Source organism: Streptomyces sp. NPDC093261 (assembly GCF_044753645.1).
GTDB lineage: Bacteria > Actinomycetota > Actinomycetes > Streptomycetales > Streptomycetaceae > Streptomyces.
The window spans coordinates 79,557-95,495 of record NZ_JBIVNO010000025.1; the positions used below are offsets into that span (position 1 = coordinate 79,557).

Consider the following 15,939-nt stretch of genomic DNA (forward strand, 5'->3'; position numbering starts at 1 on the left):
TGACCCGAGCCTGGCCGAAGAGGCACGGCGGCTTGACGAAGGCGCTCAGATCGACAGCGGCCCGGGTGGTGTGGCGAGACGATGGACAATCACTGCTCGGGCTGTTATCCAAATGATCATAGGAAATCGATCACCCGGGGGATACTCGTGCACTCAGCCGCAGCCGCGCGTCGCGCAGCGCCGATACTGCTGGTGGCCGCCCTGCTGGCGGCCTGCTCGCCCGGGCACGACAGCACTTCCCGGCACGGCGGTACTACGGCGGCGACCGCCAGCGGTGCCCCTTCCTCGACCGCGCCGAGCCCCTCTGCGAGCAGCGACCCCACGCATCCCGGGTCGTCGGCGGCAGCCCCTCCGGGGCGTCGGCCTACCCAACCACAGAGGCCGCGCCGGGAGCGTCGGTGCCCCAGGTCCGGGATGCCTTCGCCGTGCTCCAGGCCACCTACAACGACGGCTGCACCACTCCGGGGAACTGCGAGTACTTCCTCACCCGGGTGCTGAACAATCTCGACGACCTGTACGACTCGATGAAATCCAGCCCGAAGGGAAACGGGCACTTCGCCGCTCCCCTCACCTGGATCGACGCGATGCAGGAAGCCCTCGGAGGCGACTTCACCTTCCCGAACCTCAAGCGGCACCAGAAACTCCTGCTGAACACCCGGGACAAGGTCAACACCTGGATGCAGTCCCACCCCGACGACTACCGGTAGGGCCCCCACAGCGACGAGGTCGGCCCAGGTCGACCGCTCGCTGGTGATCCCTTCGCCGCCGCTTCGGCCATGCCTCACCAGCTACGCCCATTGCCGGTTTGGACAGGTTTCCGTGCGGGGCACGGCAAGGACAACGCGGTCTCCTGGGAGCCGATGAGGGCGATAAGCGGTGTCGCTGGTTCCGCATGGTGCGTGCCCTGAGAATGAAGGACCCCTGTGGCGGCCGAGCACGACCTGCGGTCGAATTTCGTCCAGCGGCGCCGCCCGGAATCGGTCAGTGCGTCAGATCCACCACAGCCGTACAGTGCGGATCGTCCTCCGGCTCCCCGAACAGCTCGCGCTCCTGCGCCCGGGAGAGCACCTCCGAGATCACTGCCGGTCCTGCCTCCGCAAGCCTCACATCGCAGGCCCACCACATCGGGACCACCCTGATGCCGCACGTAGAGCCAACGATACGGCGGTGCGTATGTTGTGGTTGCCGGAGAAGTGGGCCCAACCGAGTTCGCTGTTGCCGACGCGGGTGGGTATGTTCCGGCCGGCCACGTCCTTCTGGTGGCACTTGATCTCTTGTTCCAGTGCGAAGCGTCGGCCTGCGCGGCTCCGGTCTGGGCCGGGGCCACGACGCCAGCCGAAAGAGTGACAAGCGAGACTTTCGCGATCTTCTTCGTCGTCCCGCCCCTGCTCACGACCGGCTGCGTGCGAAGGTCCGCATGAGGCTGGAGTGGGACGCGGAGCCGACCGCAGGGTGATCGACTCGCAGTCCGTCAAGGCGGACGCCGTCGTCCTCGAGTGACAGCCGCGGCTTCGACGCTGGCCAGCTCGTCAACGGGCACAAGCGTCATGTCGTCGTTGACACGCTCGGTCTGCTGCTGGGGGTGATGGTCACCGCTGCGGACATCGGCGATCGTTCCGCCGCTCGGGTCCTGCCGGGGCGGGTGGCCGACGCACACCACCGTCTCGCCCTCGTGGGCCGACGGCGGCTACGCCGGCAGCCTCGTCGAGCACTGCCTGGCGGCGTTCGCCCTCGTTCTGGCGATCGTCAAGCGCAGCGGCGACCAGCAGGGGTTCGTGGTGCCGCCCAAGCGGTGGATCGTTGAACGGTCCTTCGCCACCTGATGCGCACCCGCCGCCTGACCCGGCCACACCCCCGGCGAGGGTGAATCGACCCCGCGGCTGCTCGGCCGGCCAGCCGCGGGCGACCAGGCGCTTCGCCGTCGACCGCAGTACCTCCACCCGCGCCGGCACCACGTCCATGCCGAACAAGGCGGCCATCTCCTGTCAGGTCAGCGGTCCCGCCCAAGCCGGACACGGTCGGCGAGAACCTGCAGGATGCGCTGGTAGTCGATCGACAGTGCCGACCACCTCAGCCCTGACGCCACACCGGCACCTGCGACTTCGGCTTCGCCGCATCCCCGGGCGCCGCTGGCGCGTCCGCATTCTCTGGGTCCGGGGTGACTGCCATGGCGGCGGTGTTGCCGACGTCCGGGGCCAGCACCGCACGACCCGCCTGCGGCGATCGCCCACTCCTGCCATTCCTTCTCGGCCGCGGCCAACTCGGCCTGAATCCGGTCGGCCTCCTCCCGAAGCCCGTCGACTCGACGACGAGCGGCGAGCTCGTGCTGCCCCAACAGTCCGACCACCGACGGCATCCGCGGCTTCCCCCGGAGCGAGGACACGATAGGCCACCGCTCCCCCACGACCGGCTGGCGGGCATCGGCCGGAACCATCGATCCCATGCCTGACCAGCGAAAACGCCGCCCCCGGATTCGGTACGACAACAGCTACTTAAGGTGACGGTCGCCCGCCGGGTTGCTCAACTTACATCTTGAGCGAGAACTGCTGGTTGGTTCCGTTGCTGCAATCCCATTGAAGCAACACGGCTCCATCGCGCTGGTCACCGTCTGCGACGGTCAGGCACTTGTCGCTGTGCCGAGCCTTCAAGGTGTAGAAACCGTCAGGTGCTTGCTTGACGTCCCAACTCTGGTTGGCCCCACTATTACAGTCCCATAGGAGTACGAAGGCGCCGTTATTCCTGCTAGCGTTGGCGACGGTCGCGCACTTACCACTGCTGGTGGCGCGCAGCTGGTAATGTCCGCCGGTCGTCTTATACAAAATGAACTTACTATTCTGGTTGCCGCCACACGTCCATTGAATCAAAGGCGTCCCGTTCTTGAAGATTCCGTCACGGACCGTCACGCACTTACCGCTGTTACGAGCCTTCACTGCGGTGGCAGTACCTGTGACGGCCGAGGCATGCGCACTAACAAATAGGCATGCGACGGCACCAGCCATGACTGCGCGGCCAATTCGGAAACGCATGAATCACCCCTTTGACAGAGCCTGATGAGACATCACTTTTCTAGCACGAGCCAGCCAAATTTTCTCTTGCCGCCGGGCTCGAAAGGTCAGGCGTTTGGGTGAATCTTGGAGCTAAATGCGTTTGGCTTATTTACCCGAAAATGCTGGAGTTCTGATTCATCGATCGCCACGTGAATTAACCTCGAACTTGCATGACGGTCCGCCGACGGAGCCGGCGGACCGTTCGTGTTCTGCGGCTGATGCTGGGAAGGTCAGTGGCCCGGCTGACGTGCCGGGTGAACGCCGGGTTCCGCTGCTCCGGGACCGTCGTGTTGCTCGTCGGCGGGGAAATCTGCCGGGCGGCCGGGATTTGGCAGCATGAGGAAGCGGCGGCGGCCGGTGGTGATGTGTTGGCCGGCCGTGGTGAACGGGCGCGGGAACCGCAGGCGGCGGGGTTTCCAGAGCCGTGCTGTGCCGGTGACTGACGCTCGGTGCAGCACTGTTGGCGGTCAGGCCAGTACGGCTGCCAGCAGCGTGGCGGTATCGGCGACCAGCGGTTCGTCCGCGGGTGCGGCGGAATCATGCTTGGTGGACAGGAGTGCCATCACGATCGGTCCCCGGCCGGGCGGCCAGGTGACGCCCACATCGTTGGTGGTGCCGTAGTCGCCGGTACCGGTTTTGTCCGCGACCGTCCACTCCTTGGGCAGTCCGGCACGGAAGCGGTTGCCACTGGTCGTGTTGGCCAGCAGCCACCCGGTCAGCCGCTCCCGGTCCCGCGCTTCAAGAGCGTCTCCCAGGGCGAGGCGGGCGTAGGACCGGCCGATCGCGCGGGGACTCGAGGTGTCACTCACCCGCCCAGGCTCCGCAGAGTTCAGCTCGGGCTCCCACCGGTCGAGCCGGGTGACATCGTCTCCGATCGAGCGGCAGAAGCGGGTGACTGCACTCGGGCCGCCGAGCTCGCGCAGCAGGAGGTTCCCTGCGGTGTTGTCGCTGTAGTCGATGGCGGCCGCGCACAAGTCGGCGACGGTCATGCCGTCGGCGAGGTTCTCGGGCAGGCCCGTGATCGGCGCGTAGCCCGACTTGGTGACGTCCGTCTCCGTGTACCGGATGCGCTTGGCGAGGAACTCGCCATCCCGGTCGAGGTCCCTCAGGACCGCGGCCACGGCGATCGTCTTGAACGTCGAGCACATCGGGAACAGCTCGTCCGCGCGGTACAGCACGGTCCTTCCCGTGACCGTGTCACACGCGAAGACCCCCAGCCGCGCGGAATGCGCCCGCTCAAGAGCACGCAGCTGCCCAGCGATCCCCTCATCGTCCGTGCCCTGCGCGAACGCCGTACTTCCGGTGGGGAGAACAACAGTGAGAGCCGTCGCGGCGCCCCCGGCAAGAACCCCGCGCCGACTCGGACGTAATTCCATGGCCATGTTCCTCTGCTCGTGCGGTCGCCGGACATGACGGCCGTCCCTTTCAGGTCACCCAAACTCATTCTTCCCTTCTGAGGACGCGGCTCCGCACCTTCCCGTTCCCGCCGGCTGCCACATACCACCGATCCGTGCAGTCGGTCACCACCCCCGCGCGACCGCGGAGCCCGCGGCCCGCCCTCCTTCCGCGTCCGCCGCCACCGCTGCACCGACCGGTCACTGACCCACAGGTCCTTGGCCATCACCGCACGCGCCTCACCCAGGACGAACCGATCCGCAGCCTGGAGCCGTAACCCCGCGCGGAACTCCTGCCGTTCGACGGTCAGCCCGCCCCCTCGTCGATACCTCATGCCATGCCCGGGTGATACCGGCGATACCCCCCGGAAGGTGATCACCCGTCAGCTTCCACGACGCCACGAGTTCCACTCGTTAATTGTTGGAATGGGACAATCTCTCGCTTTCGAATCGGTCGACTCCTACCCTGATTTCCCTTCTGAACGCTGGCATGATCACCATGAGGGCAAGTCAGGCACTATGTAGCATCTACACAATTCAAGGAGGATCGTGTGACCCGTAACGGTCGTGTGCTGGTGACAGGCGTCGGCGCGATGACGCCACTGGGAGCCGATGCGCCGTCGTCGTGGTCGGGGCTGCTGGACGGTAAGTCGGGGGTGCGTTTCCTGGAGGAGGAGTGGGCCGCGGACCTGCCCGTGCACGTTGCGGCCGGGCTCACGGTGGACCCTGCCTCCCTGCTTCCGAGGGCCGAGGCCAGGAAGCTGGACCGCGGTGAGCAGGTCGCCATCCTCACTGCGCGCGAAGCTTGGCAGGACGCCGGCGCTCCGCAGGTCGAGCCGGAACGATTCGCCGTCGTCATCGGTACGGGGACCGGTGGTGTCCTCACCACGCTGGGGCAGGACGACGTCTTCGAACGCGCCGGGATTCGACGGCTGTCGCCGTTCGCGGTCCCCATGCTGATGCCCAACGGGCCGGCTGCTCGGGTGAGCATGGACCTGCGCGCCAAGGCAGGCGCCAGGACTCCGGTGAGTGCCTGTGCGTCCGGGGCAGAGGCCCTCGCCCTGGGGCAGGATCTGATCCGCAGCGGGCGAGCGGACGTGGTCGTCGCAGGTGGGGTGGAGGCATGCCTGCACCCCTTCACCATCGCGGCGTTCGCCCAGATGAAGGCCCTGTCGACGCAGTCCGTGGACCCAGAGACCGTGTCCCGGCCGTTCGACGTCAAGCGGTCCGGGTTCGTCATGGGCGAGGGCGCGGGGATGATGGTGCTCGAACGCGCCGAGTTCGCCCAGGCCCGTGGAGCACGTGCCTACGGCACACTGGCCGGCAGTGCCGTGAGTTCGAGCGCGAACCACATCACGGCCTCCGACGCGGAAGGCCAGGCCTTCGCCATGGAACTGGCGCTGCGCGACGCCGGCCTGACCCCGGCGGATATCGGAGTCGTGCACGCCCACGCCACTTCGACGGAGTCCGGTGACCTGGCGGAGGCCGAGGCGATCGGCCGAGTAGTCGGCAGCCACTCTGCGGTGACGGCGACGAAGTCGATGACAGGTCACATGATGGGCGCCTCCGGAACGGTCGGCGCTATGGCCGCTCTGTTCGCGCTCAAGGACGGCACGGTGCCGGCCACGCGCAACCTCGACGAACTCGACCCGCGTGTGGAACTGGACGTGGTGCGCGGTGAGCGGCGCACCGGTCAGTGGTCTGCTGCGCTGGCCAACTCTTTCGGGTTCGGCGGACACAACGTCACTCTTGTCTTCACCACATGACGACGAGACCCTGACCGCCACGCTGGGCGGCATGTGCCCCCAGGCCCGGTTGCCGCCCACTCGTGATGTCGTGTCGTTGCTCAGACCGGCCGGTCCATCAGGCCGGTCACGACATCACGAGTTCAACCTCGGTAGCCACCAAAAGCGGAGAGGGTCAGCCGGCGATGTCGTCGGCGACGCCGGCGAACATGTGCGCGGGTAGACGTCGGCGCCGGCCACCGGGAACGTGTCAGGAACAGGCCGTGTGGCGGCGGCATCGTCGACCACGGTCCGGATCCCGTTGGACGAGGTGGCATCGGCACCGGTCGGTGACACCAGCACGATTTCGTCGTCGGCACCGAGGCAGGGCTTCGTCAGAGTTCTACCTTGCCCTTTGTGTCCGCATCTCGCTATCGCGACACCTCGCTCGTGCTGTTCAGCCCCGGGGTGTCCAATCGTTCGAGAGGAGGCCAAGGACGGCTTCGTCTGCGTATGTGCCGTACACCCATGCGGAGCGCCGCAGTGTTCCCTCCCGCGTGAACCCGACCCTGGTTGCCGCCGCGAGCATAGGGCTGTTGTCCGTGAGGGTCTCGATCTGCAGCCGCTGTAGTCCGCGTACGGCGAATCCGTACTCGCACAGTGTGTGCAGGACATCCACGCTGAGCCCGCAGCCGCGGAATGTGGGGCGCAGGGCGATGCCGATGTGAGCCGTCCGGTTGTGCGTGTCGATGCCCCAGAGGAGGGCCTCGCCGGCCAGCTCATGCGACTCCAGCTCGACGACGGAGAAGCACGCTGCCTCGTCCGATGGCTCGGTCACGGCGAAGGGCGAGTGGCCCAAACCTGGTGAGATGGGTCGCCACGGGCGAGAGTCGGCGCGTGACCGTGTGGGCACATCGTCGTACAGCTCGGAGTGGAGAACTGGGACGTCGCTCTCGTGCCGGGCACGCAGCCCGATCTTTTCGCCACGTATCACAGGGCATTGCTATACGAGGGGCCCCAGCCGATCAACCAAGTTTCCCCGCCTGATCCACAGGTGGCAGTCAGGAGAGCCCGAGGAGTGCGAACGGTCGCCGGGAGTCGCGAGCGTTGCGGCTGACGGCTGACGGCTGACGGCTGACGGCTGACGGCTGACGGAAGGGGGAGCCCCGCGGCGCTCAGCGCGAACGCGCTTGTGAGACCGGTTGTGTTCCTCCTTCCAGGCTGGAAGTTCCTCACTCTTGGCCCGCCGGTGCGGGATGACGAGTCCGGTGCCCTGGTAGCCACCGTCCGCGATGGTCATGGTGTGGCCGACGGCGGCCTTGGCACCGGATTCTTCCCAGCCGCGGGAGTCGTGCCGGTTGCCGGGCAGAGGCCGACCGGCCACGACGACCAGGCGGGTATCGGCATCGATGACGACCCGATGAGCCGTGGCATAGCGATAATTCTTCGACTGCTCGGCGATCGTGCAGTCGCGAGTGGGCACCAGGGTGCCGTCCCCGATGAGTACGGCGTCCTTCGCGAACCGCTTGCGCGGCTGAAGCGCCGGCAAGGGCTCGAGATGGACGATGACCCGATCGGCTGCGGACTTCCAGATGCCGAACCGCGGAGCCAACTGGCACAGCGTCAAGGTTGTGGGCCAGTACGCAGTGACCAACAGGACCCGATCTTCAAGCGGCAGTCCCCATGGTCGTCCTCGCTGAGTCGTCCTCACCGACTCACGGCGCACAGCGGCTACCAACTTGGCGAAGCAGCGCGGGCTCAGCCCGGTGAACGGACCTATCCAGGACGGCACCGACGCCGTGATGACACCAGCCACACCGAGATCGTCTCAGCTGTGGTCACCTGCTACGGGACAGGCTATAGGCAGGCCGCTCCCCCAACTACCGTTGCTACACATGACGGCCACCGAGATGGACATCACAGAGGACCTGATCCGGGATCTGCTGCGCGAGCAGCACCCCGACCTGGCGGATCGCCCCCTGAAGCTCGGAGCGCTCGGCTGGGACAACCAAGTGTGGCGGCTCGGCGATGACCTCGCCGTCCGGTTGCCTTGGGCGACGCAGTCCGCGGACGCGCTGCTACGCAAGGAACACGCCTGGCTGCCCCTCCTCGCCCCGCACCTTCCTCTGCGGATTCCCGTGCCGCAGCGCCTCGGTGAGCCCTCCGAACGGTTTCCGCGGCCCTGGCTCGTCACCACCTGGGTACCGGGCGAGCCCGCCGACCGCGCCCCCGCGACGCGCGCGGCGGAGGCGGCCGTCAGCCTCGCCGCCTTCCTGACCGCTCTTCACCGCCCGGCGCCCGACGGGGCGCCGGCGGGCCGAGACCGCGGTGGACCACTGGCCGACACCGCCGAACACTTCGCCCAAGGGCTCGCCTCGGCCACCGAACTGGGGCTGATCGGCGACCCGGACGCTGTCCGCGCGGTCTGGGAAGACGCCGCCGCCGCGCCGGACTGGGCAGGCCCACGTCTCTGGCTCCACGGCGATCTGCACCCAGCCAACATCCTGACCACGAACGGCACTTTCTCCGGCGTGATCGACTTCGGCGACCTCTTCGCCGGCGACCCGGCCTGCGACCTCGCCGCCGCTTGGATCCTGCTGCCGGACGGCGCCATCGACCGCTTCCACGAGACCTACCAGCCAAGCCCGGACGCCGCGACCCGACGCCGCGCGCGGCTGGGCGGTGCTGAAAGCCCTCGCCTGCATCCGCATCGGAGACGCCGGCGTCCACGGCCGCCCCGGAGGCAAGCCCACCTGGGGCCCACCTGCCCATGCCGCACTCCAACGCCTCACCGCAACAGTCCACCAATGACCAAATCCCGGTCGACTGGATCGGCGCGAGCGGCCTGACCGCCGAGGACACCGACGGCATTCGCGCCCTACTCCTGGGCGAGTACGCCCACTGGTCGCCCCGCATGCGCCAGATGATCACCGAAAACGACGGACCCTACGTCGACCGCCGGATCTTCGCTCTCCCGGTCCCGCATACCTGGGAACACGATGCGACGGTGACCCTGCTCGGCGACGCCGCCCACCTCATGCCCCCGCTCGCGGCCGGCGTCAACCTCGCCATGCTCGACGCCGGCGAACTCGCCCTCGCTCTCCCGAACGCCGCCACCGTCGACGACGCCATCCGCACCTACGAGAAGACCATGGTCCCCCGCTCCACCGAGACGGCCAAGGGCCTCGAAGGCCGCGCCGGGCACCTGCTGTCCACCGGCGTACCGACTTCGGCAGCGACAACGACGCCCGGCCCCAAGGGCTGGGATCCCGCTCACGTCTTCAGCCGTCGCCTGGCTCGCCACCCTGTCCGGCTACACCCGTCCGGTCGCCTTCAGGTGGGCCGTGGCGAGCACGGTGCCGTCCGACGACGTGAGCCGGACTCCGGAGACCGACGAGGGGTCGACAGGAGCGGGGCCGCCCCAGTAGCCATAGCCGCCGTGCAGGGTGAAGCTGCCGATACGGAGCGTGCTGCCGTCGCTGCGCTCGAGCAGACAGGAGACCTCACCGTTGTACGGAGTACCGACGTCGGCGAGGTCGACGGTCATGTACACCCAGCCCGGGGACCCTGGATGGGCGTAGATCTCACCGCTCTGCTTCCCGGGAGCATGAGGCGAGGCCAGCCCTCCCCACAGCATGCCCTTCCCGGCCTCGGCGGAGAGCGAGGGGCCGGCCGTCATGCTCTCGATCGCCGTGCCGATCGCCCAGCCGCCGAACCCGAAAGCGAGGGCGAGTGCGGCCGCCGCGGCGGCGACCCGCAGCCGTATGCGGCCCCCGAGCGTCATGCGCGGGACCCCGAGGCCGTGAACGTACGGGTGCCGCCCCACGCGCGCCGATGCCTCCCGCGTCAGCGACCGCGCCACCCTGGTCTCGAACCCCACCGGCGGCTCACTGCCCGGCAGCAGTCCGATCAGGTGGTCGCCCACGAGGGTCATCTGCTCGATGTACTCCCGGCAGTCCGCGCACCGATCCAGATGGGCGACCGCCTCGGCCCGCTCACGGCCCGGCAGCACGCCGAGAGCCAGCTCGGCGCCGATCTCCCGGAGAGTTTCGCAGGTCACGTCATTGGACATGGTCGCCTCGCTTCGGAGATGCGAGTGTGGTGCGCAGCTTCCCCATCGCGGTCCTGATGCGTGTCTTGGCGGTGCCCAGCGGGATCTTCTCCCAGTCCGCGATCTGCTGGGCCGTCATTCCGTAGATTCCCGCCATCACCAGCGCACGGCCTTGTTCGCGCGGGAGTTCCGCCACGGCGGCCCGCAGCCGGGACGATGCCTCATCGGCCAGGGCATACTGCTCGGGTGTCTCACTGACGACGCCCAGGACCGCGTCGAGTTCTTCGGGCGCCACGGGCTCCGGCCGCCGTGTGCGAACGGCGTCGATGGCCAGGTTGTGCGCGATGGTCGTCAGCCAGGTCGTCACCGAACCGCGGCGGGAGTCGTAGATCTGCGCGTGGCGCCACGCACGCTCGAACGTCTGCTGGGCGATGTCCTCGGCAAGCTGTGGATCCCCGGTGACGGCGACGGCGACGCCGAAGACCGTGTGCTGGAACCTCCGTACGAAGGTGACGGCAAGCTCCGGGTCCCCGGTGGCCAGTCCGGACAGCAGTGCCTCATCCGGGACGCGACCGACGGGGAACCGGTACCTCTGCATACCTCTATGTACGGTCTGTCCCGGCCAGGGGATTGCACGGCCCCTTCGGGAGATCACACTCCGATTCTCTCCCGACTCCGCCCCGGCGGTCATGCCGAGGCCGCGGAGTAGCCCCCGCGCCGAGCCCGCGTACGCCGTTCCGTTCACCTGGCGAGACGAATGTCCACCTAACGAAAAAAGCTCCGATTATCCAATACATTCAGCTGGGCGCTTCGTATACACGCTATGACGTCAGAACCGAGGCTCGCGGGCCGTGTGGGATCTCCGCGGACTTCCCAGTCGCCTCGTTGTGGTGAGCCGGTCGAATCCCTTGAGCACGCTCTCGCGGAGGTGCTGGCGGACGTCGTAGGCATGGAGCAGGTGCCGGTCGACCGTCACTTCTTCGACGACCTGGGTGCCGATTCCCTCGTGATGGCGCATTTCTGCGCGCGGCTTCGCAAGAGGGCGGATCTGCCCTCGGTGTCGATGAAGGAGGTTTACCAACATCCCACCATCAGGGAGCTGGCGGCAGCGGTACCGGGGACCGCACCGCCGCGCGTCACGCTCCCGCAGACTCCGGGCCGGGAGCGGGAGGCGCGGGCCGCGGGGCCGCCACCTGGTTCCACGGCGGGCGTGACGGAGTATGTGTTGTGCGGATGCCTTCAAGCCCTCGCCTTTCTCGGCTACACCTATCTGGCGGCGATGGCCACCGCATGGGGGTATGACTGGATCTCCGCCGGGTCGGGCATGGCCGATGTGTATATGAGGTCGGTGTTGTTCGGCGGGGCCTGCTTCGTGGGGCTGTGCGTCGTTCCGATCCTCGTGAAGTGGGCGCTCGTAGGTCGGTGGAAGCCGGGGCAGATCCGCATTTGGTCCCTGGCATACGTCCGCTTCTGGGTGGTCAGGACGCTGATCCGCTCGGATCCGCTGGTGTTGTTCGTCGGCTCGCCGCTGTACGTGCTCTATCTACGGGGGCTGGGCGCCCGCATCGGGCGGGGCGTCGTGATCCTTTCGCGCAACGTGCCTGTGTGCACCGATTTGCTCACTGTCGGTGAGAGAACCGTCATCCGGAAGGACTCCTTCTTCGCCTGTTATCGGGCACACGGGGGCGTGATCCAGCAGGGCCCGGTCAGCATCGGGAAGTCGGTGCTCGTCAGCGAGGCCACGGTGCTCGACATCAGGACGGCGCTGGGCGACGGAGCCCAGCTCGGCCATGCCTCCTCGCTGCACAGCGGACAGGCGGTGCCCGCCGGCGAGCGCTGGCACGGATCCCCGGCGCAGCCGGCCGAGGCGAACTTCCAGGTCGTGGGCGAGCTGCCCCACGCCACCGTGCGCAGAACCCTGCACAGTGTCCTGCAGCTGGCGACCGCATTCTTTGCGTACGTGCCGTTCGCGGTCGGTGGCGCGGTCATCCTCTTGGTCGCGGTTCCGCAACTGAGAATGGTCGTCGAGCCGGGGCCCGCGGTCCTGGCCAGCGGCACGTTCTACCGTGATGTCGCGGTGGCTGCCGCCGTTCTGGTCTTCGGCGGTGTGCCGCTCGGCCTGTTGCTCATCGGCGTGATGCCCCGTGTGCTCCGGCGGGTCGTCGTTCCGGGCCGCGACTATCCCTTGTACGGATGGCGCCACTCGGTTCACCGGGCTGTTGCGCGGCTGACCAACAGGAGATTCCTCACCCGTCTGTTCGGTGACAGCTCCTGCATCGTCCACTATTTGCGCAGCATCGGCTACGACTTCTCGTCCCTTGAGCAGACGGGGTCGAATTTCGGTACGGAAGTGAGGCACGAGACCCCGTTCCTCAGCTCCGTCGGCAGCGGAACGATGGTGGCCGACGGGCTGTCGATCGTGAATGCCGACTTCTCCAGTACCGCGTTCCGGGTGTCCCGGGCATCGATCGGGGCGCACAGCTTCCTGGGCAACCGGATCGCCTATCCGGCGCGGTCCCGTACGGGTGACAACTGCCTTCTGGCGACGAAGGTCATGGTCCCTGTCGACGGCGAGATCCGGGAAGGCGTGGGGCTGCTGGGCTCACCCAGCTTCGAGATCCCGCGGTCGGTCCTGCGCGACAGCCGGTTCGGCCGGCTGAGGAGCGGCGAGGGTCTTCGCCGTGGTCTCGCCGCGAAGAACAGGCACAACGCGGCCACCATGGGCTGGTATCTGCTGGTGCGATGGATCTACGTCATGGGTGCCGTCCTGCTCGCCGCTGGGGCGGCCGACCCCTATACCCTGCTCGGCGCGCTCGCTGTCGCGCTGGCCGATGTGCTCGTCCTGGTCTTCACCGCGGTGTATTTCGTGCTGGTGGAGCGTGTCGTCATCGCGGTGCGCCGCCCAGGAGCGCTGTACTGCTCGATCTACGACCCTCGGTTCTGGTGGCGCGAGCGTTACTGGAAGGTGCCGTCGGAGACGTATCTGCGCGTCTTCAACGGCACTCCGTTCAAGAACGTGATCTGGCGCCTCCTGGGTGTCCGGATCGGGCGCAGGGTGTTCGACGACGGCTGCTACGTGACCGAGCGGTCGATGGTGGCCATCGGCGACGCGTGCGCGCTGAACGCGGGGAGCATCATCCAGTGCCACTCGCAGGAGGACGGCACGTTCAAGTCCGACGGCACCACGCTCGGCCGCGGCTGCACGCTCGGAGTCGGCGCCCTGGTCCACTACGGCGTGACAGTGGGCGACGGTGCGGTGCTCGCCGCGGACTCGTTCCTCATGAAGGGCGAGGCGGTTCCACCGCGTTCCCGGTGGGGCGGGAATCCGGCTCGGGAGCTGGATCGGGGCCGTGACGAGGCGAGGAGGTGCGGCCGATGACCGTCGCACCCCACGTGCCGGTGTCCCAGCCCGACGACGAGGACTTCTGGAGTTCCTCGGCCGCGGGGACAGCCAGGTCAAGATCCGCGGCTGCCGTGTCGAGACCGAGGAGGTCGAGGACGCTCTGCTGTACGTTCCCGGCGTGCACGCCGGCGCGGTCGCGGTCGCGCGGGGCGATCGAGGCCGGCGTCGCGTCGTCCTCTCCCGTTTTGTGAACCGCCACCGGAGGCGATGCGCGATGTCGTCCTCATTCACCACACGTCCGGTCGGACCGGCGCTGCGAGTCGGCCCCCTACCGGTGCTGACCACCGGCCCGACCGGTGATCCACCCCGCTGGGCGGCCGAACACCGGGACCTGCTGCGGAACCTTGTCACCGAGCACGGCGCCGTCATGGTGCGCGGTCTCGGCCTGCACGACCCTTCCGAGACCGCCTCCGTCTTCGCACGGCTGGCTACCGGCCTGATGATCGAAAAGGAGGCATTCGCCACACGGCGCTCCTACGGCGGCGGCGTCTACTCGTCGTCGAAGTGGCCGCCCAACCAGCCGATGTGCATGCACCACGAACTCAGCTACGCCCTCCGGTTCCCGGGCATGATGCAATTCGCCTGCCTGAGTGCGCCCACCAGGGGCGGCGCGACCGCCCTCGCCGACTCGCCGACGGTACTCGACGCACTGCCCGGCGACCTCGTCGAGCGGTTCGAACACGAAGGCTGGCTGCTCACCCGGAACTACATCGACGACATCGGCGCCTCCTGGGCGGAGGCGTTCGGCACCGACGACCGCGCGGCCGTCGAAGACTACTGTCGCGCCGCAGCCATCGAGTTCGCCTGGCGCCCCGACGGCGGTCTGGGCACCAGGCAACGCCGCAGCGCCGTGGTCCAGCACCCCCGCACGGGGCGGCGCTGCTGGTTCAACCAGATCGCGTTCCTCAGCGAGTGGACACTGGATCCGGAAATACGGGAGTACCTGGTGGATGTCTACGGCGCCGACGGGCTGCCGTTCAACACCCGTTACGGCAATGGCGACGCCCTCTCACAGAAGACGGTCGACCTCATCAACCAGGTCTACCAGGCCCACACCGTACGCGAGCCGTGGCAGGACGGCGACCTGCTGCTCGTCGACAACCTGCGCACCGCACACAGCAGAGAGGCCTACGAAGGAGCGCGCAACGTCCTGGCCGCCCTGGCCGACGCGGTGCAACTGACCGACTGCTCACCGACCGTGGAGGTGATCACTCCATGACCACCACCTACTCCCCCTCCCCCGTCACCCGGCTCACAGCGTCCGGGGCACAGCGAGTGCCTCCCTTCGCCGTCATCTCCGGCGCACAGGTGCAGCGCGCGCTGCTGGGACAGGAACGGCACATCGTGGAGCTGGTCGAAGCCGCCTACCGACTGCACGCCGCGGGACACTCGGTGAACCCGCCCTCCTGTTTCCTGCGTTTCGACGATCGTCCGTCATCCCGGATCATCGCGCTGCCCGCGTCGCTCGGAGGCGAGACACGGGTCGACGGCCTCAAGTGGATCTCGAGTTTCCCGCAGAACGTGACGGCCGGCATTCCCCGGGCATCGGCGGTGCTCATCCTCAACGACCATGACACCGGCTATCCGTTCGCATGCCTCGAAAGTTCGATCATCAGCGCCTCCCGGACCGCGGCGTCGGCCGCGCTGGCCGCCGACTGGCTCAGTCGACACCGGCCGCGCCCGACCCGCCTCGGCTTTGTGGGAACGGGGCTGATCGCCCGTTACATCCACACGTTCCTGGCCCGCACCGGCTGGTCGTTCGAGAACATCGGCGTGTTCGACCTGTCGCCGGACAACGCGGCGGCCTTCCGCTGTTGCCTGGAGCAGTCCGGGGCCATGGGGCCCGTCACCGTGCACGACAACGCCGAGCAGGTGATCCGCCTGAGCGACCTGGTGGTCTTCGCCACGGTCGCCGCCCGTCCGCACGTCCACGACCCGGAATGGTTCGCGCACGGTCCGCTCGTGCTCCACATATCGCTGCGCGACCTGGCACCCACGGTGCTGCTCGCCTCGGCCAACTTCGTCGATGACATCGAGCATTGTCTGCGAGCCGACACATCCCCGCACCTGACCGAACAGGTAAGCGGCGGTCGGCAGTTCCTCGACGGCACTCTGGAAGACGTCATGGCCGGGCGCGTCATACCGCCACCGGGCCGTCCTGTGGTCTTCTCACCCTTCGGCCTGGGGGTACTCGATCTGGCCGTCGGCAAGTACGTCTACGACCAGGTCGCCGAGTCCGGTGACCTGCAGGTCGTCGGCGACTTCTTCCACGAGCTGAACCGCTACGGATGAGTGGCCTGCGGCACCACCGGGCACCGAG

10 protein-coding genes and 5 pseudogenes are annotated in these 15,939 nt (G+C 67.8%); 8 read left to right on the forward strand and 7 right to left on the reverse strand.

What is annotated here, in order from left to right:
• Positions 1 to 398: 398 nt before the first annotated feature.
• Both ACIP94_RS34090 and ACIP94_RS34095 read left to right on the forward strand, forming a co-directional pair.
• A complete protein-coding gene (locus ACIP94_RS34090; protein ID WP_402434523.1) occupies positions 399 to 707 on the forward strand; it encodes a hypothetical protein in 309 nt (102 codons plus the stop codon).
• 785 nt (positions 708 to 1,492) lie between these two features.
• Positions 1,493 to 1,804 (forward strand): annotated as a pseudogene (locus ACIP94_RS34095) (transposase); the annotation flags it as partial.
• Between the two features lie 25 nt (positions 1,805 to 1,829).
• Here the strand turns inward: ACIP94_RS34095 and ACIP94_RS34100 are convergent.
• The 3 genes and pseudogenes from ACIP94_RS34100 to bla form a co-directional block, all read right to left on the reverse strand.
• A pseudogene (locus tag ACIP94_RS34100) lies at positions 1,830 to 2,356 on the reverse strand (hypothetical protein); the annotation flags it as partial.
• A 169-nt stretch (positions 2,357 to 2,525) separates the two neighbouring features.
• Positions 2,526 to 3,026, reverse strand: coding sequence for an RICIN domain-containing protein (locus tag ACIP94_RS34105; RefSeq protein ID WP_402434526.1), 501 nt, complete (start codon positions 3,024 to 3,026; stop codon positions 2,526 to 2,528).
• Between the two features lie 488 nt (positions 3,027 to 3,514).
• The gene (gene bla / locus ACIP94_RS34110) at positions 3,515 to 4,423 is read right to left on the reverse strand and encodes a class A beta-lactamase (RefSeq protein WP_402434529.1); all 909 of its coding nucleotides are present in this window, start codon (positions 4,421 to 4,423) and stop codon (positions 3,515 to 3,517) included.
• Positions 4,424 to 4,992: 569 nt separating this feature from the next.
• Here bla and ACIP94_RS34115 point away from each other — a divergent pair.
• Positions 4,993 to 6,207 carry a beta-ketoacyl-[acyl-carrier-protein] synthase family protein gene (locus ACIP94_RS34115; protein WP_402434532.1) on the forward strand — a complete coding sequence of 405 codons (1,215 nt, stop codon included), beginning with the start codon at positions 4,993 to 4,995 and terminating at the stop codon, positions 6,205 to 6,207.
• Between the two features lie 415 nt (positions 6,208 to 6,622).
• Here ACIP94_RS34115 and ACIP94_RS34120 read toward each other — a convergent pair whose 3' ends face one another.
• A complete protein-coding gene (locus ACIP94_RS34120) occupies positions 6,623 to 7,159 on the reverse strand; it encodes a GNAT family N-acetyltransferase (RefSeq protein WP_402434535.1) in 537 nt (178 codons plus the stop codon).
• Positions 7,160 to 7,342: 183 nt separating this feature from the next.
• Positions 7,343 to 7,981, reverse strand: a pseudogene (locus ACIP94_RS34125) (transposase family protein); the annotation flags it as partial.
• A gap of 79 nt (positions 7,982 to 8,060) precedes the next feature.
• Between ACIP94_RS34125 and ACIP94_RS34130 the strand changes: the two are divergent.
• Positions 8,061 to 8,976, forward strand: a pseudogene (locus ACIP94_RS34130) (aminoglycoside phosphotransferase family protein).
• 7 nt (positions 8,977 to 8,983) lie between these two features.
• Positions 8,984 to 9,391, forward strand: a pseudogene (locus ACIP94_RS34135) (FAD-dependent oxidoreductase); the annotation flags it as partial.
• A gap of 87 nt (positions 9,392 to 9,478) precedes the next feature.
• On the opposite strand, the gene ACIP94_RS34140 reads toward ACIP94_RS34135, so the two are convergent.
• Together ACIP94_RS34140 and ACIP94_RS34145 are read right to left on the reverse strand one after the other, a co-directional pair.
• Positions 9,479 to 10,225: an anti-sigma factor family protein gene (locus tag ACIP94_RS34140; RefSeq protein WP_402434538.1), complete on the reverse strand. Its 747-nt coding sequence runs from the start codon at positions 10,223 to 10,225 to the stop codon at positions 9,479 to 9,481.
• 1 nt (position 10,226) lies between these two features.
• Positions 10,227 to 10,814: an RNA polymerase sigma factor gene (locus ACIP94_RS34145; RefSeq protein ID WP_402434541.1), complete on the reverse strand. Its 588-nt coding sequence runs from the start codon at positions 10,812 to 10,814 to the stop codon at positions 10,227 to 10,229.
• A gap of 351 nt (positions 10,815 to 11,165) precedes the next feature.
• Between ACIP94_RS34145 and ACIP94_RS34150 the strand changes: the two genes are divergently transcribed.
• The 3 genes from ACIP94_RS34150 to sbnB all read left to right on the forward strand — a co-directional run bounded on the left by ACIP94_RS34150 (position 11,166) and on the right by sbnB (position 15,911).
• Positions 11,166 to 13,595: a Pls/PosA family non-ribosomal peptide synthetase gene (locus tag ACIP94_RS34150; RefSeq protein ID WP_402434600.1), complete on the forward strand. Its 2,430-nt coding sequence runs from the start codon at positions 11,166 to 11,168 to the stop codon at positions 13,593 to 13,595.
• A 238-nt stretch (positions 13,596 to 13,833) separates the two neighbouring features.
• Positions 13,834 to 14,838, forward strand: a complete 1,005-nt coding sequence (locus tag ACIP94_RS34155) for a TauD/TfdA family dioxygenase (RefSeq protein ID WP_402434544.1) — start codon at positions 13,834 to 13,836, stop codon at positions 14,836 to 14,838.
• On the forward strand, positions 14,835 to 15,911 hold the full coding sequence (gene sbnB, locus ACIP94_RS34160; RefSeq protein WP_402434546.1) for a 2,3-diaminopropionate biosynthesis protein SbnB: 1,077 nt from the start codon (positions 14,835 to 14,837) through the stop codon (positions 15,909 to 15,911). The genes ACIP94_RS34155 and sbnB overlap by 4 nt, the downstream gene beginning before the upstream one ends.
• Positions 15,912 to 15,939 lie beyond the last annotated feature (28 nt).